We start from the raw sequence: 16,517 nt of genomic DNA, 5'->3' as shown, positions 1-16,517 counted from the left end.
TCACGCCAGTATCGTGTGGGCCGACACAGTGAGGCGTGCGAACTGTTGAGCACCTCGGGGAGGAACGTTCTTCCGAGTTCATTCGCGCCTCATTTGACGGATCCGAAACGATAGCGAGCAGCGACCCGAGCGCGGCGCACAACCCAGCAATAAGGAATGCAGGAAGCTGGCTGGCTGGCTACGAAGCGCGGCGATACGAATACTTCCCTAATCAGTATTCACCTAGTCAAGCCATCGGAAACCCCCTGAAGTAGTTGCGACAACCAATCCAGTCACGTTTTTCTCGGGGACGAACCCTTGATCAGAAGCGAGGACATGGCTACGAGAATCTTGAGAGTGAACACGATTGTCGCCAAGAACCCATAGCTTCCCGGCGGGCACTTTCACCGCAAATGGCGTGCTCGCCGGCAGCCGAGCTGATGCAGCGCTGGCAAGATAAGGCTCATCGATTGCCTTGCCGTTCACTTTGAGGAGCCCATCATCCGTGCAGCAGGAAACAGTGTCTCCGGGTATTCCGATCACCCGCTTAACAATCTGCGCGTCATTCGCCCGAGGCTGAAAACCGATGAATTGAGTGAATGAAGACCATATATTTCCAAGGACACTCCCATCGCTCAGATGTGAGTTCGGGTGCTCCGGGAGCCATCCTCCCGGGTCGCGAAACACGACGATGTCACCGCGGTGCACAGCGGCAAGGCGCGGGCTCAGCTGGTTGACATAAATACGGCTGCCCTCCAAAAGCGTCGGTTGCATCGACTGAGAGGGGACTACGAGCGCACGGACCACGTACGTTCTCAGGCCCATCAGCACGATCACCGCTACGAGCAGCAGTACGACGATGTCGCGGAGAACACGCGCTCGGCTGGTTTGGCCTGACTTGGAGGTGTCCACGTCGCTCTCCCGGTCCATGGCATTTTCTGTACGTGCGTGCAGGCGGCCTCGTCATTCTGAGCACCTCTCTTGTGCTGCGACGAGTCTTGCCCATACTGTCAGGTTGGCGCCGCTCGTAGGCGGGCCTCACCTAGAAGAATGGGGATTCTCATGGTAGTAAAGAGCAAGGCAAAGGGGCTTAGTCTCAGGATGAAGCTGATCGCAGGCGGGGTCATCGCGGTCGGCGCTCCGGCACTCGCAGTAGGCGGCCTGACGGGCTCGGCGTTCGCGGAGGGGAGCTTCACGAGCTCTCTGAACCAGGTTCAGCCGACGTTCTCGAGCCGTCAGTGGATCGACAACGGATCGGACAACGCGACAACCACTGTGACGCTTTCCAGCTGCGAGGTGAACGCGGCCGGCAAGACGCCGGGCTCGACGAAGCTGTCGAGCGTCAAGGTCACCCTGTACCGGAACGGACGCGCCGACGGTAGCGCCACGCACGCTTGTGGCACGTACTCCTTCGGGAACCCGGGTTCGGGCACCTACCAGTTCGTCATCACCGCAATCAACGGGAACACTTCCGGTTCTAACCGAAACACGTTCCTCAACGCAAGCAAGGTCGCGGTCAACTACTGACCTCCTCACAGAAAGGGCGGTCGGCACACGCCGACCGCCCTTTCTATGTTCGGCGGGCAGGGGTGACCACGGCAAACGTCGGTCGATGGTCCGACCCGGCTTCGTCGAGGCCATCGAGAACAGAGAACGCTGCCGCCTTCCAGCCGGGGCCGACGAACACATGGTCAATTGTCGCACCAAGCGAGCCAGGCAACGCTGTAGGCCAGGTGCCCTGAGGGCTCTCGCCAAGTGCTGCCGCGCTGTCGGAGCACTTGCCAAGCTTCGTCGACGGATTGATATTCGGCGCTGTCGCGTTGAAATCCCCAACTGCGATAGTGCCTTGCTGGCACTGAGCGGCAGCCCACTCGACGTGTTCACGCCACAGCGACGTGCTCGTCAGGCTGGGGCGCTGCAGGTGAGTGATCACTAAGCGCGGCGATTGAGGGTTCGCAGGTACCGCGACGAATCCAGCCCAAGGCGGGGTCCCGGAGTGGTCGACCCGGTAGTTGCCAAGCGATCGCGAGATCAACGCCGTCGCCGATGAACCGTTCCAGCCAAGGATCTGCATATCTCGCTGCTTTGCGACATCAGCCAACGTTCCTTTCGCGAGCTGCGTAAAATACTCCGGGAGCACAATGATGTTTGGATCGGTCTGCTTGATTAGCGTCTGCAGAACCGTAGTGTCGACGTCCTGCTCGCCAGTGTTCCATTCAAGCACCCGGAGTGTTCCGGCACCCGATGAAGCGACGCGAGCCGGCTCCACTCTTGGCGAACGGTTCAAGCTCGGAACCATAACGCTCACGCTCGCCACAAGAGCTATGAGTGCGATGACTATGGTCACCCATCGCCAGCGGAGCGCCGCAACGACAATGACGGCCAAAAGTGTAAAGGCGGTGACACCCACCATGAAAAGCGAATGGAACGCTACTAGCAGGTACAGCACGGGTAACTTGCCGCCACCGGTGTGCGGAGCCAAGACGCCAACAAGCAGCAGTAACACTGATATCGCCGTCAGGACGATCGATACACTTCCGCGGGCCTTACCCGGACGCGTGAATCGTCTCCGCGGGAGAGCCTCTTGGGATCGAGATGTCATCATGCTCCGTCAGCCTCGCCGCCCTCAGGCGGACACTAAATCTTTCCACAAGGGCCAGCAAATTTCTTGCACGACACCTGCAGGTCAGCCGAGGGTCAACGGGGTGGTCGTTCAGCAACGGCCCATCTTCACCCGGAACGGCGCTGCTCAGCACGGTCGGCACCACCGCCCAGGACGCCCAGCGACGCGCCCAGCCGGCCACCGCGGCGGAACGCCACTTCGGTGACCGAGACGCTTCCGGGGAGCTTCGGAAGCTGGGTGCCCGCACCGCTGCGGACCTGGACCCCGCGGGCGCCGAGGTGACCAGGCAGGAGTGCCAGCTCCGCAACGACCAGCCGGGCACGTCCTTCATCTACGACCTCCGCCGCCCCGATGAGGGTTCGACGGCGGCACCGACGGCACCGACGGCACCGACAGCCGAGGAGCGGACCCGGTTCGACGCCGTGGCCGCGCTCTGGTCGGGTGCGGGCATCAGCCAGGATCCGCCGAGTGCTGAGCATCCGGGGGAGCTGAACGGCTCGTCGCCGTGGACCGTCCGTGCCGTCGCCACGACCTCTGGCGAGGTGTTCATCAGCACCGAGTGCCTGGTCGAGCCTGGGTGAGCCTCGCCGCGCCGCCGCCCCACCGCGTCGCGGCCACCGACGGAGAGCGGGACGGCGCGGGTCAGCGGCTGGCGGCGGTCAGCGCCTTCGTGATCCGCTGCAGTGACACGGTCTCCGCCGTGCCGAGCTCCTGCGCGAAGAGACTGAGGCGGAACTCCTCGAGCATCCACCGCGCGTGCACGAGCTCCGGGTGCGAGCCGACCGACGGCGGGAAGGCCCCACCCGCCTCGATGTAGCGGTCGGTGGCCCCGGTGACCTCGCGCATCCACGAGGCATCACGGCCCGGGTTCTGCAGCAGCTTCGTCACGCGGGCCTCGATGCCTTGCAGGTACACCCGGATGCGTCGGAGCCGGTCGAGTCCGGCCACCGAGACGAACCCGGCGAACACCAGGCGCTCCATCTGCTGCCGCATGTCCGACAGCGCGGGCAGCAGCGCCATGTTCGTCGCCTGCTTCATCGCCCGTTCGGCGTTCCGCTGCGCGCTCAGGACGGCGGCGACCTCGGACACGGCGGTGAACATCGTGTCGACGACCGTCGACGACACGGTGTCGCGCACCTGGTCGAACGCCACCCGTGTGAACACCATCCCGTCGGGGTGCGTCCGGCGGATCCCGGCGTCGACGACGGCGGCCAGGACGTCGTCGAACAGTGCGTTCGTCGACGGGTACGGGCTCGCGGCCAGGGCGAGCTTCTCCTGCGCAGTGAGGTGCTGCTGGATGTACGACACCGGGGAGGGCACGGCGAGCATCACGAGGCGCCGGACCCCGGCGGGCATCTGCACGGCGCGGTCGCCCGGCGTCGCGAGGAGCTGCACGCCGACCGTCGCCTTCGGGCCGGAGCCCTCCTCGACCAGGGCCGGGTACGCGCGGATGACGCCGCCCGCCTGCTTCGTGTCGAGGACCTCGGGCAGGTCCTGGTCCGGCCACGCGGTGAGGCCGGAGCGTTCGATGCGGCGGCCGGAACCGGCGTCGGCGACGCGGGATGAGCCTCCCGTCCGCTGCGTGGCGGCGGCGACGCTCTGCTGGGTCCGGTCCTTCAGCTTCGTCTGCAGGGCGGACAGGTCCTTGCCGGCCTCGACCCGGCGCCCGCGTTCGTCGACGACCGCGTAGGTGGGCAGCAGGTGCGACGGCACCCGGGACATGTCGAAGTCCGTCTCCGACACGGGCACGTGCACGAGCCGTTGGATCGTCTTCGCCAGGGTGGCGCGGAAGCTCTCGGTCGGCGTCGTCGGGGCGTCGTCGGGGAGTTCGGTGACGATCTTCTCGGCCCAGTCGGCAGCCGGGACGACGTTCTTCCGGATCTGCTTCGGCAGGGCCTTGATGAGCGCGGTCACCAGCTCCTTGCGGAGGCCGCGCACCTGCCAGTCGAAGCCCTCTTCGCGCATCCGCGGCAGGACGGCGAGTGGCACCTGCACGCTGACGCCGTCGTCCTCGGCGCCCGGCTCGAACCGGTACCGGACGGCGAGGCGCTGGTCGCCGCTCCGCCACTGGGTCGGGTACTCGGCGTCGTCCTCGGCGGCCGAAGCAGCGGACTCGTCGAGCAGGTCCTCGCGCCGCATGGTGAGGAGGTCCGGCTGGTCACGCCGGGTCCGACGCCACCAGCCCTCGAAGTCCCGGGTGGTGGCGATCTCGGCCGGGATCCGCGCGTCGTAGAACTCGACGACCGTCTCGTCGTCGAGCAGGATGTCGCGGCGGCGCGTGCGCTCCTCGAGCTGTTCGAGTTCGCGGCGGAGCTTCCGGTTCGACCGGTCGAACGCCTGCTGTGATTCCCACTCGCCCTCGACCAGGGCGTGCCGGATGAACAGCTCACGCGAGTGCACCGGGTCGATCCGGTTGTACTGCACGCGTCGACGCTGCACGATCGGGACGCCGAACAGGGTCACCCGTTCGAAGGCGACGACGGCGCCCTGCTTCTTCTCCCAGTGTGGTTCGCCGTATGTGCGCTTGAGCAGGTCACCGGCCAGCGGTTCGACCCAGGCGGTGTCGATGCGGCCGACGGTCCGGGCGAACAGTCGACTGGTCTCGACGAGCTCGGCGGCCATCACGGCGTCCGGCTGCTTCTTCGCCAGGACGCTGCCGGGGAAGACCACGAACCGGGTGTTGCGCGAACCGAGGTAGTCGCGCTTCTCGCGGTCGCGGAGCCCGATCTGGCTGAGGAGTCCCGCGAGCAGGGCGCGGTGGACCGAGTCCGGGTCGTCCTTGCGTTCCGTGCCGACGTGGATGCCGACCTGCTTGGCCGCGCGGGACAGCTGGCGGTACAGGTCCTGCCACTCGCGGATCCGCAGGTGGTTGAGGAACTCGGCCTTGCACATCCGGCGGAACGCGCTCGACGACAGTTCGTCCTGCTTCTCTTCCAGGTAGTTCCAGAGGCCGAGCAGCGTCAGGAAGTCACTGGTCGGGTCGGCGAAGCGGCTGTGCAGCTGATCGGCCTGGGCACGCTTCTCGAGCGGACGCTCGCGGGGGTCCTGGATGCTCAGCGCCGAGACGATCGCGATGACCTCACGCCCGACACCCTGCCGGCTCGCCTCGAGCACCATCCGGCCGAGCCGCGGGTCGATCGGCAGGCGGGTGAGCTGCTTGCCGGTCTTCGTGATCGCGCCCTCGGTGTCGACGGCACGGAGCTCACGGAGCAGGTCCAGACCGTCCTTCACACCACGGGAGTCCGGCGGCTGCAGGAACGGGAACGACTCGATGTCCCCGAACCCGAGCGAGATCATCTGCAGGATGACGGCTGCCAGGTTCGTGCGGAGGATCTCCGGGTCGGTGTACTCCGGACGGCGGTCGAAGTCGTCTTCCGAGTAGAGCCGGATCGCGATGCCCGCACTCGTGCGACCGGCACGGCCAGAGCGCTGGTTGGCGGACGCCTGCGAGATCGCCTCGATCGGCAGCCGCTGCACCTTCGCCCGCGGGGAGTACCGCGAGATGCGGGCGGTGCCGGTGTCGACGACGTACTTGATGCCGGGGACGGTCAGCGAGGTCTCGGCGACGTTCGTGGCGAGCACGACACGTCGGCGGAGGCCCGGGGTGTTCGACCGCTGGAACACCCGGTGCTGGTCCGCTGCGGACAGTCGTCCGTAGAGGGGGAGGACCTCGGTGCCCGGGTAGTGCTTGCCCTCGATGGCGTCCTGCGCGTCGCGGATCTCGTTCTCGCCGGACAGGAACACCAGGACGTCGCCCGGGTCTTCCCGCGCGAGTTCGTCGAGTGCGTCGGTGATGCCCTGCAGGGTGTCGCGGTCGTCGGCGTTGCTGCCGCTGTCGCCGGTGCGGGAGTCGGACTCGTCGTCGTCGGAGTCGTCGCCGGTGTCCTCGGCCACGAGCGGCCGGTACCGGATCTCCACCGGGTACGTGCGGCCGGAGACCTCGATGATCGGGGCGTCGTCGAAGTGCCTGGAGAAGGACCCCGGGTCGATCGTGGCACTCGTGATGATGAGCTTGAGGTCGGGGCGCCGTGTGAGGAGCCGCTTGAGGTAACCGAGCAGGAAGTCGATCGTCAGGGACCGCTCGTGCGCCTCGTCGATGATGATCGTGTCGTACCGCTTCAGGTCGCGGTCGAAGTGGATCTCGTTGAGCAGGATGCCGTCGGTCATCACCTTGATCCGGGTGGCGGCACTGACCTTGTCGGTGAAGCGCACCTGGTACCCGACGAGGTCGCCGAGCTCGCCGCCGAGTTCTTCCGACACCCGTTCCGCGATCGTGCGCGCCGCGATGCGTCGGGGCTGGGTGTGGCCGATGCTCTCGCGCCCGAGTTCGAGGCAGATCTTCGGCAGCTGCGTCGTCTTGCCCGACCCGGTGGCACCGGCGACGATGACGACCTGGTTGTCGCGGATCGCAGCGGCGATGTCGTCCCGCCGCTGCGAGACGGGCAACTCGGGCGGGTACGTGATGACGGGGGGATTCGACATGAGCATTCCAGGATACCGTCCGGGCGCGCCGTGCTCAGCCGTGCCGGACAGCGAGCTGGCCCAGCAGGTCGTCCGTGTTCCGTACCGGCAGCGCACACACCCGGTCGTGGCACACGTAGGTCACGCCGTCGAGTCCGTCTCGGCCGTCGAACAGCGAGAAGCCCGCCGCGGCCCACTCTGCCGCCTGCGCTCGCGTGAGCACGGCGACGAGTGTTCCTGGACGTCGGGCGGTCCGGACGGCGTCGAGCATGCCCGCGACCGTGGGGTCTGACCGCTGGTCCGCCACCAGGACGACCTCTCGTGAGGGCCGCTGCAGCGCCAGCGCCAGACCCAGGGCGTCGGCGTGCCCGAGCGGCCGCTCGACACCCGTCCGGGCGCGCTCGGCGACGAGCCGCTCGGCAGCGTGACGGAGCTCGTCGTCACCAGTGAGGGCGGACAGTGTCGCCGCAGCACCGGCCAGCGCCACCGTCCCCGATCGCAGGGCCGTCTGCGGCTGTTCGCCGGTCGCGGTGCCCGCGGCAGCCAGGACGGGGTCGACCTCGAGCGCACCGGAGAGTCCGTCGTCCACCAGGGTCCGGGCGATCGTCGCGTACCGCAGTTCACCGGTCGCGAGGGCGAGTTCGAGCAGCCCCTCCGCGAACAACCCGAGGTCCTCCACGGTCGCCGGCGCGGACGAGACACCGCGCGGCGTGCTCGACCGGACGACGACGTGGCCGTCGCCGAGGTGCCGGTCGATCACGGCGTCGGCCGCGGCACCTGCGAGGGTGATCATCTCGTCGTCGCCCGCGCGAATGCCCGCCAGCACCAGCCCCCGGATCGCGAGTCCGTTCCAGCCGGTGAGCACCTGGTCGTCCAGCGGCGGCGGATCGAGCCGGGCGCGTTCATCGCGGGGCAGCCGGTACCACTCGCCCTCCACCCGACGGCCGTCGATCGTCGACTCGCTGTCCTGTGCCGCCACGAACGCGCCGTCCGGTCGGCGCAGGGTGTCCCGGAGGAAGTCCGCGATGCCCCGGGCCCGGTCCGCGTCGGCCACCGCGAGCAGCCCGGCGTTGTCGTAGAGCATCCGCTCGTAGTGCGGGACGGACCAGTCACGACGGGTCGCGTACCGGAAGACCCCGCCGTCGGGGTCGGTCAGCTCCGACCCGGCGATCGCGTCCAGCGCACGCGAGAGAAGGGCGCCGGCAGCGGCGTCGCCGTCCGCGGCCGCGTCGCCGAGGAACTCCAGCAACGGGGCGTTCGGGAACTTCGGCGCTCCACCGAACCCGCCGTACGTCGCGTCTTCTGCGCGCTCGAGGTCCGCGACGACGCCGTGGATCGCATCCGCTGACGGGAGGCCCGCCCCACCCCCGCCAGGCCGCCCGGCCTGCGCGGCCGCCGCGTCCGCCTCGGCACCCTGCCGGATCGCCCGGGCGACGGCCGTCGCGTTCGCATCGACCTCGTGCCGGCGGTCCTGCCACGCATCGAGCACCGCCGCCGTGACCTGCCGGAACGACGGGTGGTCGCCGACCGGCTGCGGCGGGTAGTAGGTGCCGGCGTAGAACACCTGCGCGTCCGGCGTCATGAAGACCGTCAACGGCCACCCGAGCTGTTCCGTGAAGGCGCTCGCCGCGGCCATCGCGCTCGAGTCGACGTCGGGCCGCTCTTCACGGTCCACCTTCACGGCGACGAAGTCCTGTCGGAGCATCGCGCCGATCTCCGGGTCGGAGAAACTCTCGCGCGCCATGACGTGACACCAGTGGCACGTGGCGTAGCCGATCGACACCAGGACGGGCACGTCACGCTCCCGCGCCTCGACGAAGGCGTCCGCTCCCCACTCACGCCAGTCCACCGGGTTGGCGGCGTGCTGGCGGAGGTAGGGGCTGACGGCGGCCCCGAGCCGGTTGTCGTTCATGCACCCAGCGTGCCCCGCGCGCCCTGTGTGGGCGGGCCTCCAGGCCGATCTGTGGACGAGTGGCCGCTGTCCACAGCGCAGCGCGCCCCTGCCAGGTCCGACGTCAGTCGAGCCCGAGCGACAGCAGCACCAGCGCCGCGTCCTCCGGCCCGTAGTCGAACATCCGGTCCCAGAACGGGTCCGCGGCCCACGGGACGTCACCGTCGGCCGGCGTACGGTGCGCGGTCTCGACCAGCCAGTCGATCTCCGGCACGACCGCGTCCGCGAAGCGCGGCGGCACCCAGCCGAGGGACCGGGCTGCGGTGGTGTCGAGCACGAACGGCGACGGCACGGACCACGGCGTGAGGCCGACGAACGCGGGGGCGTCCTCGCCGAGCAGGACCTCGTCGAACGTGTGACCGAGGTGGCCGCCGACGGTGCGGACGATCTCGAGGACGCTGGGCGCCGTGTCGTCGGCGACGTTGAGGATCCGGCGGTCGGGTGCGTCGGCGACGAGTCGGACCAGGGATGCGATGCCCGACGCCGCCGTGGTGTGGTCGACGCCGCGGCCCTCGTCAGCGAGCAGGATGCGCTCGCGGCCGTCGAGCACCCGGCGGACGACGAACCACTCGCGGGGCCGGCCGATGCCGACGCCGTACACCTTCGAGGGACGCAGGACCGTGACGGGGGCACCGTGGTCGAGCAGGACCTGTTCGGCGGCGACCTTCGCGGCGCCGTACCCGTCGCGGCTCGTCGGGTCGGCGTCGCCCGGGGCCACCGTGGGCTGGAGTTCGGTGACCGCGCCGCCGAACACCGGCTTGTCGACCGAGTTCGCGTGCCGCCCCTGCTCGTCGGCGTAGACCGCCTTGGACGAGACGAAGACGGTCGATCCGACGTCGTCGAGGAACGGGGCCAGCTGCAGGGCATCGTCGCGGGTCACGCCGACCGTGTCGACGAGCAGGTCTGCGCCGGGACGCAGCAGTTCGCGCAGGAACGCGGTGTCGCGTCGGTCTCCCGGACGGCCGACCGCACCGCGGGCCAGCAGTTCGTCGGCGACCGGCCCACCGGTGCGGGAGACGACTTCGACCTCCCAGTCGTCGCCGCCCCGGCCGGACACGTCGAGGAGTTCGCGGGCGACCTGGGACCCGATGCCGCCGGTACCGCCGAGGACGACCGCGCGTCTGCTGCTCATGCGGGCAACGCTAGCCCGCCGCGGGGGACCGGCAGCGCCAGCCGAGCAGGGGGACGGGCAGCGCGAGCCCGCCGCGGGGGGACGGGCAGCGCCAGCCGAGCAGGGGGCGTCGGCCGGTCAGGAAGCGATCGGCTCCCGCCACCACTCGGCGAGCGACCCGTCGTAGACCCGGACCTTCTTGTGGCCCAGCACCGTGAGGGCCAGGGCGTCCACGCACGAAGCGCTGCCGACACCGCAGTAGGTCACGACCTCGTCCGCCGAGAGGACCGGTGCGAGGGCCCGCTTCAGCTCGGGCTGCCGGAGGAGCGCGTTCGACCCGTCGAGCAGCGCACGGACACCGATGGTGGTGCTGCCCGGGACGATCGGCGGGTGGTCGTCGCCCAGGACGGCCGGGTCGGCAGCCATGACGAGCGCAGCAGGTTCGGACCCGTCGACCGCACGGAGGACCCGCGCGCGGTCGGCCCAGAGCGGACGCTCTTCTCCCGCGACGAACGCGTCCACGGACGGTCGGGGCGTGCGGGACAGCGCGCCGACGCGGACCGGGCGACCTTCGTCGCGCCACTTCGGGAAGCCGCCGTCGAGCACGGCGACGGCGTCGAAGCCGAAGGACCGGAAGATCCACCACAGGCGAGCGCTCCACTCACCGATGCCGTCGTCGTAGACCACGACCGTGGAGGCCCGGCTCACCCCGAGCGCGCGGGCTGCGGACTCGAAGCGGTCGACCCCGGGACGGGTGAGTGGCAGGTCAGCCTCGGTAGCCGAGAACTCATCGATGAGGTCGGCGTAGACGGCACCCGGGACGTGTCCGCGACGCTCGTGGGCGTCGCGGGCGGAGTGCCACGACATGTCGAAGCCGATGCCGTCCGTGTGCACCGAGGCGTCGAGGACGAGGAGGTCGTCCGCACCCAGGTGGTCGGCGAGCCACTGCGTCGACACGAGCGGCGAGGTCAGGACGGGTGCCATGAGCCAAACGCTAATCGAGACCTCCGACTGATGACAGAGATTCAGCAACAGTTCGGAACAGGGCACGGACAGGACTCTGGGCGTCCGCGCGATGTGGCCTGCGACAGCACGGTGGCTTGCGACATGACGAACGCCGACCCGCTCCGCATGTTGCTGCGGGGCCGGTCGGCGTTCGACGTGCTGCTGTGGTGGGGCCGGGTCAGTGCGCGGCGACCGGGACGCTGCCGGTCGTGTCCGAGCCGGCACGCGCGAGGCGGGCCAGACGGACCGACTGCCGGTTGATGAGCAACCCGCTGGCGATCGCGACGAGCACGAGCACGCCGGCCGAGATGCCGAAGGCTGCGTGGTAGCCGTCGAGCGTGGCCTGCGCCTGCTGCAGCTTCGTGGGCGCTGCGTTCAGCCCGGAGAGGCTGTTCTTCACCACGTCGGCGAAGATCGTCGACAGCAGCGCCGTCCCGATCGAGCCACCGATCTGCTGCATGGTGTTCACGGTCGCGGAGGCCACACCGGCGTCGGAGCGAGCCACACCGGTCGTCGCGGTGTTCATCGCGGACGAGAAGATCGTGCCCATGCCGAGCCCGATGACGATCAGCGCCGGCAGGACGGTCCCCGCGTAGGAGCTGTCGAGATCGGTGCGGAGCAGCAGCAGGAGCCCGGTCGCGGCGACGAGGCCACCGGCGAAGATCAGGATCTTCGGGCCGACGCGGGGCAGCAGGCGGCCGCCGATCTGCGTGGCCGAGATCATGATCGACAGCGGCATCGGCAGGAACGCCAGGCCGGTCTGCAGCGCCGAGAAGCCGAGGGTCTGCTCGAGGTAGTAGGTCAGGAACAGGAAGATCCCGAACATGCCGATCGCCACGAGGCCGATCGCGACGAACGAGCCACCGCGGTCACGGTCGAGCACGACGCGCAGGGGCAGCAGCGGGTGTGCGACGCGGGTCTCGATGAACACGAAGGCCGCGATCAGCACGACACCGACGGCGAGCATCGCGATCGTGACGGGGTCGTCCCAGCCGTTGGTCTCGGCGTTCGAGAAGCCGTAGACGACGCCGACCAGACCGAGGGTGATCGTGAGGACGCCGAGGACGTCGATGCGGGGGCGGTCGGCCTTCGGGGGCTTCACCATGAAGACCAGCGCACCGATGACCCCGAGCACGGCGAAGACGACGTTGACGTAGAGGCACCAGCGCCACGAGGTGTACTCGGTCAGGACGCCACCGAGCAGCAGGCCGATGGCCGCACCGGAACCGGCGATCGAGCCGAAGATGCCGAACGCGCGACCGCGTTCCTTCGGGTCCCGGAAGGTCGTCGTCAGCATGCCGAGCGCGGACGGGGCGAGCAGCGCGCCGAAGGCACCCTGCAGCGCACGGGCGGCGACGAGTAGACCGAACGAGTCGGCCAGGCCACCGAGCACCGAGGCCAGGGCGAACCCGACGAGTCCGATGATGAAGGTGTTCTTGCGGCCGAAGAGGTCACCCAGCCGGCCGCCGAGCAGCAGCAGGGAGCCGAACGCCAGCGAGTAGGCCGTGACGACCCACTGTCGCTGGTCGGTCCCGAACCCGAGGTCTTGCTGCGCCGAGGGCAGCGCGATGTTCACGATGGTCGCGTCGAGCACGACCATGAGCTGCGCGAGGGCGATGACCGCCAGGGTGATCCAGCGGTGGTCCTTGCGCGGTGCGGTGGCACCGGATGCAGTGCCACCGGATGCGGTCGCATCGGATGTCGTGGGCGCCGAACCGGTGGGTGCGGGCGCTGTCTGTTCTGCCGTCACGACAGACCTCCTTCGAGAAGGGGTGGAGGGTGTTCGCAGCGCGCGCCGTCGGGCACTGTAATGGTGTGGTGGAACCGGATGCCAGGCATCCGCTTCGGACCACTGTAGACCAAAACGGAGCAGGTGCATCCGCTTGTTCCCAGAAAGTTCAACTACGGTCGTCACCGTGAGCACCACCGATCAGCACGCCGACCTCGAACGGCCTCTCCGAGCTGACGCGGCACGCAACCGCGAGCTGATCCTCCAGACCGCACGCAAGTGCTTCGCCGAGCGCGGACTGTCCGTGACGCTGAACGACATCGCGCACGAAGCCGGAGTCGGCGTCGGCACGGTCTACCGGCGCTTCGCCGACAAGGACTCCCTGATCGAGGCCCTGCTCGCGACGAAGTTCGAGGCCATGAACGCCGCGGCCGAACGTGCCGCCGCCGAGATCGACCCGCGCGAGTCGCTCCGCCTCTACCTGATGGGCGTGTTCGAGTTCCGGGCGCGCGACCGCGCCCTCGCCGACGCGATCGTCCGAGCCGGCAAGGCCCGGCCGTCCATCGTGCACGAGCGCGACCGGCTCGAACGCCAGGTCTCCACGATCATCGGCCGCGCGCATGACGCCGGGGTCGTCCGCGACGGCTTCGACTACCGCGACCTGCCGATGCTGACCACGATGATCGGCGCCGTCGCCGACGCGACCCGCGCCCACGACCCGGACGCCTGGCGTCGGTACGCCAAGGTCGTCATCGACGGCGTCCTGCCGCCGGCCGACCCGGACGGCATGCTCGGCGACCCCCTCGACCGCGAGACCATCGAACGCGCCCTGCACGCCCAGTCCTGACCGGTCACGACACACCGCTCAGGTCCGCCGGCGCCCACCGCCACCGGGCTCCCGGCTGGTCAGGACCCACCGTTCACGTCCGCCGACCGGCCAAGTTCCGGACCGCCGTGCCGGCGGCGGGCCGTGCCGGCGGCGGGCCGTGTCGGACGGGAGGCCCGTGGCGGCCTGGCAGCGAGCCTCCCGTCCGGTGGTCCGGACCCGATCGCCCGCGCGACGAGCGCGTGCCCGCCTACAACCAGCTGGGCAGCCAGTAGTGGGACCGGATGAAGTCCCACGGCGCCTGGATCGCCGACCACAGGGGGTACCAGTAGGCCGACGCGAGCACCACGACCACCAGGTAGACCCCGAGCCAGATCAGCGCCCGGGTCCGCCGTGGCCGTGGGTCCTCCCGTGACCCGAGCAGGTGCCCGATCACGGCAGCCAGCGCCATCACGAGGAAGGGCTCGAAGGCGATCGTGTAGAACTGGAAGACCGTGCGGTCGAGGTACATCAGCCACGGCAGGTACCCCGCGGCGATGCCCATCAGCACGATGCCGTACTCCCACCGCCGCCGGGTGACGAGCAGTACGAGCAGCACCACGGCCGCGATCACCGAGGCGTACCAGACGAACGGGTTCGCGATGCCGGTGATCGCCGCTCCGCAGCGGTCGGCCGCGCAGCCGTCCTGGCCCGCGTCGACCCCGACGTAGTACATCGAGGTCGGCCGCTGCATGAAGAGCCAGAGCAGCGGGTTCGCCTGGTACGAGTGCGGCGTGTGCAGGCCGATGTTGAAGCCGTAGATCTCTGCCTGGTAGTGCCACCAGTTCTGCAGGCTGTCGGGCACCCAGGCGAGCACGCCGGTCCAGCGCTGACCACCGGTCCCGATCCAGTTCCGGTCCCAGCCGCCGCGGGTCACGAACCACCCGGTCCACGACGCCACGTAGGTGACGGCCGCGATCGGCACGGTGAGCAGGAACGTCACCGGGGCCTGCTGCAGCGCGGCACTCGACGACCAGAACGCCACACCGGCCCGCCGGCGCAGCAGCATGTCGCTGACCACCGAGTACACGGCGAAGAACGCCAGGAAGTACAGCCCGGTCCACTTCGTCGCCGTCGCGAGCCCGAGCGAGAAGCCCATCGCGACCAGCCAGGGCCGCCGCCACAGCACCGGACCCCAGAGCGTCGGCCGGCCGGCCGCGGCCTTCCGGTCGATCCACCGGTCGAGCTGTCGGGCCGACGACCGCCGGTCGAGCAGGAGCGCGCCGAAGCCGAGCACGACGAAGAACGTGACGATGCCGTCGAGCAGCGACACCCGCGACATCACGATCGCCTGCCCGTCCACCGCCAGGAAGCCGCCGGCCAGCGTGCCGATGAAGGTCGAGCGGAACAGCGAGCGGGCGATCACCGCGGTGAGGAAGACGGTGGCGATGCCGAGGACCGCGACCGTGAACCGCCAGCCGAAGGCGTTGTCCGGCCCGAAGAGCAGCATGCCGAGGCCGATGAGGTACTTGCCGAGCGGCGGGTGCGCGATGAACTCCGCGGCGCGCGAGTAGATGTCGGTCTGCCCGTCGGCGAACCGTTGGTCGGTCGTCACCGCGCCGTCGCCGGTCGGGTTCGCCGGCCACGTGCCCTCGTACCCGAGGTGCACCAGGGACCAGCTGTCCTTGACGTAGTACGTCTCGTCGAACACGAGCGTGTGCGGCCGGCCCAGGTCGACCAGTCGGAGCAGCGCCGCCAGCACGGTCACCGCGATCGGACCGCCCCAGCGCCAGGCGGCGACCCGCCAGCCGACGGACAGCACGCGGCCCCACCAGTCGTCGAGCCGCGAGCCGCGCGGGACGTCCGGCACGGTCTTCTGCAGGTCGGCCAGGTCCGTGGTCATTCGCAGCATCCTACGGACGCGACCTCGCCGCTGGCCCGCCTCGTCCACAGGGCACGGGCACGACGACCACAATGGGGTCGTGATCGTCCTCGCAGCAACCCCCATCGGCAACCTCGGTGATGCCTCCCGTCGACTCGTGGAGACGCTGTCGAACGCCTCCGTCGTGGCCGCCGAGGACACCCGGACCGCGATCCACCTCATGCGCGCACTCGGCATCGAGAACCGGCCGCGGCTCATCGCGCTGCACGAGCACAACGAGCGGGAGCGTGCGGCCGAGGTCGTCGAACTGGCGCGGGAGGACGACGTCGTCGTGCTGACCGACGCGGGCATGCCCGCCATCAGCGACCCCGGCTTCCCGTTGGTGGAGGCCGCCGCCGCCGCGGGCGTCACCGTCACCGCGATCCCCGGCCCGAGTGCCGTCCTCACCGCCCTCGCGCTGTCGGGGCTGCCGACGGACCGGTTCACGTTCGAGGGCTTCCCGACCCGCAAGGGCGGCGAGCGTCGTCGTGTCTTCGCCGCGCTGGCGGGGGAGCAGCGGACCATGGTCTTCTTCGAGTCGCCGCACCGGATCGCCGACACGCTCGGCGACATGGCCGCCGGGTTCGGAGCCGACCGGCGCGCCGCCGTCTGCCGGGAGCTCACGAAGCTGCACGAGGAGATCCGACGCGGTACCCTCGCCGAGCTGACCGAGTGGGCGGCCGACGGCGTCCGCGGCGAGATCTGCATCGTCGTCGCGGGCTCGACGGGGTCGGGTGAGGACGCCACGATCGAGGACGGCGTGCGCCTGGTCCTCGAGCGCGTGGCCGCCGGCGCACGCATGAAGGAGGCCGCCGCAGCGGTCGCCGACGCGACCGGGTTGTCCAAGCGGGACCTCTACGAGGGTGCGCTCGCCGCACGCTGACCGGACCCGACACCTGTCGGACGGGAGGCCCGTGGCGGCGCCGCCACGG

Annotated in this window: 12 protein-coding genes; 4 read left to right on the top strand and 8 right to left on the bottom strand. The window is 69.5% G+C overall.

Translation table 11 applies throughout. The annotated features are described in order from the left end of the window. Positions 1-222: 222 nt before the first annotated feature. Complete coding sequence (lepB, locus tag DEI97_RS13775; protein ID WP_111074516.1) at positions 223-909, bottom strand: signal peptidase I; 687 nt, start codon at positions 907-909, stop codon at positions 223-225. A gap of 171 nt (positions 910-1,080) precedes the next feature. Between lepB and DEI97_RS13770 the strand changes: the two genes are divergently transcribed. Further along, complete coding sequence (locus DEI97_RS13770; protein ID WP_111074517.1) at positions 1,081-1,506, top strand: hypothetical protein; 426 nt, start codon at positions 1,081-1,083, stop codon at positions 1,504-1,506. 43 nt (positions 1,507-1,549) lie between these two features. On the opposite strand, the gene DEI97_RS13765 is transcribed toward DEI97_RS13770, so the two are convergent. Continuing rightward, the gene (locus DEI97_RS13765; RefSeq protein WP_181439202.1) at positions 1,550-2,485 is read right to left on the bottom strand and encodes an endonuclease/exonuclease/phosphatase family protein; all 936 of its coding nucleotides are present in this window, start codon (positions 2,483-2,485) and stop codon (positions 1,550-1,552) included. A 395-nt stretch (positions 2,486-2,880) separates the two neighbouring features. Here DEI97_RS13765 and DEI97_RS13760 point away from each other — a divergent pair, with 395 nt between their 5' ends. Continuing rightward, the gene (locus tag DEI97_RS13760; RefSeq protein ID WP_111074519.1) at positions 2,881-3,183 is read left to right on the top strand and encodes a hypothetical protein; all 303 of its coding nucleotides are present in this window, start codon (positions 2,881-2,883) and stop codon (positions 3,181-3,183) included. Between the two features lie 61 nt (positions 3,184-3,244). Here DEI97_RS13760 and hrpA read toward each other — a convergent pair whose 3' ends face one another. The 5 genes from hrpA to DEI97_RS13735 all read right to left on the bottom strand — a co-directional run bounded on the left by hrpA (position 3,245) and on the right by DEI97_RS13735 (position 12,880). Then, positions 3,245-7,084: an ATP-dependent RNA helicase HrpA gene (gene hrpA, locus DEI97_RS13755; protein ID WP_111074631.1), complete on the bottom strand. Its 3,840-nt coding sequence runs from the start codon at positions 7,082-7,084 to the stop codon at positions 3,245-3,247. A gap of 34 nt (positions 7,085-7,118) precedes the next feature. Continuing rightward, positions 7,119-8,975, bottom strand: coding sequence for a thioredoxin domain-containing protein (locus DEI97_RS13750; protein ID WP_111074520.1), 1,857 nt, complete (start codon positions 8,973-8,975; stop codon positions 7,119-7,121). Between the two features lie 103 nt (positions 8,976-9,078). Next, positions 9,079-10,146, bottom strand: coding sequence for an NAD-dependent epimerase/dehydratase family protein (locus DEI97_RS13745; RefSeq protein WP_111074521.1), 1,068 nt, complete (start codon positions 10,144-10,146; stop codon positions 9,079-9,081). Between the two features lie 117 nt (positions 10,147-10,263). Next, a complete protein-coding gene (locus DEI97_RS13740; protein WP_111074522.1) occupies positions 10,264-11,109 on the bottom strand; it encodes a sulfurtransferase in 846 nt (281 codons plus the stop codon). A gap of 199 nt (positions 11,110-11,308) precedes the next feature. Next, a complete protein-coding gene (locus DEI97_RS13735; protein WP_111074523.1) occupies positions 11,309-12,880 on the bottom strand; it encodes an MFS transporter in 1,572 nt (523 codons plus the stop codon). Positions 12,881-13,046: 166 nt separating this feature from the next. On the opposite strand from DEI97_RS13735, the gene DEI97_RS13730 reads away from it, so the two are divergent. Further along, positions 13,047-13,706: a TetR/AcrR family transcriptional regulator gene (locus tag DEI97_RS13730; RefSeq protein ID WP_146248105.1), complete on the top strand. Its 660-nt coding sequence runs from the start codon at positions 13,047-13,049 to the stop codon at positions 13,704-13,706. A gap of 229 nt (positions 13,707-13,935) precedes the next feature. Here the strand turns inward: DEI97_RS13730 and DEI97_RS13725 are convergent, their stop codons facing one another. Further along, positions 13,936-15,567: a dolichyl-phosphate-mannose--protein mannosyltransferase gene (locus DEI97_RS13725; protein ID WP_111074525.1), complete on the bottom strand. Its 1,632-nt coding sequence runs from the start codon at positions 15,565-15,567 to the stop codon at positions 13,936-13,938. A gap of 79 nt (positions 15,568-15,646) precedes the next feature. Between DEI97_RS13725 and rsmI the strand changes: the two genes are divergently transcribed. After that, positions 15,647-16,468, top strand: a complete 822-nt coding sequence (gene rsmI / locus DEI97_RS13720; RefSeq protein ID WP_111074526.1) for a 16S rRNA (cytidine(1402)-2'-O)-methyltransferase — start codon at positions 15,647-15,649, stop codon at positions 16,466-16,468. The last annotated feature ends 49 nt before the right edge of the window (positions 16,469-16,517 follow it).

Origin of the sequence: Curtobacterium sp. MCLR17_032, assembly GCF_003234795.2 — a bacterium.
GTDB lineage: Bacteria > Actinomycetota > Actinomycetes > Actinomycetales > Microbacteriaceae > Curtobacterium.
This window is presented reverse-complemented; position numbering and strand designations above follow the sequence as displayed.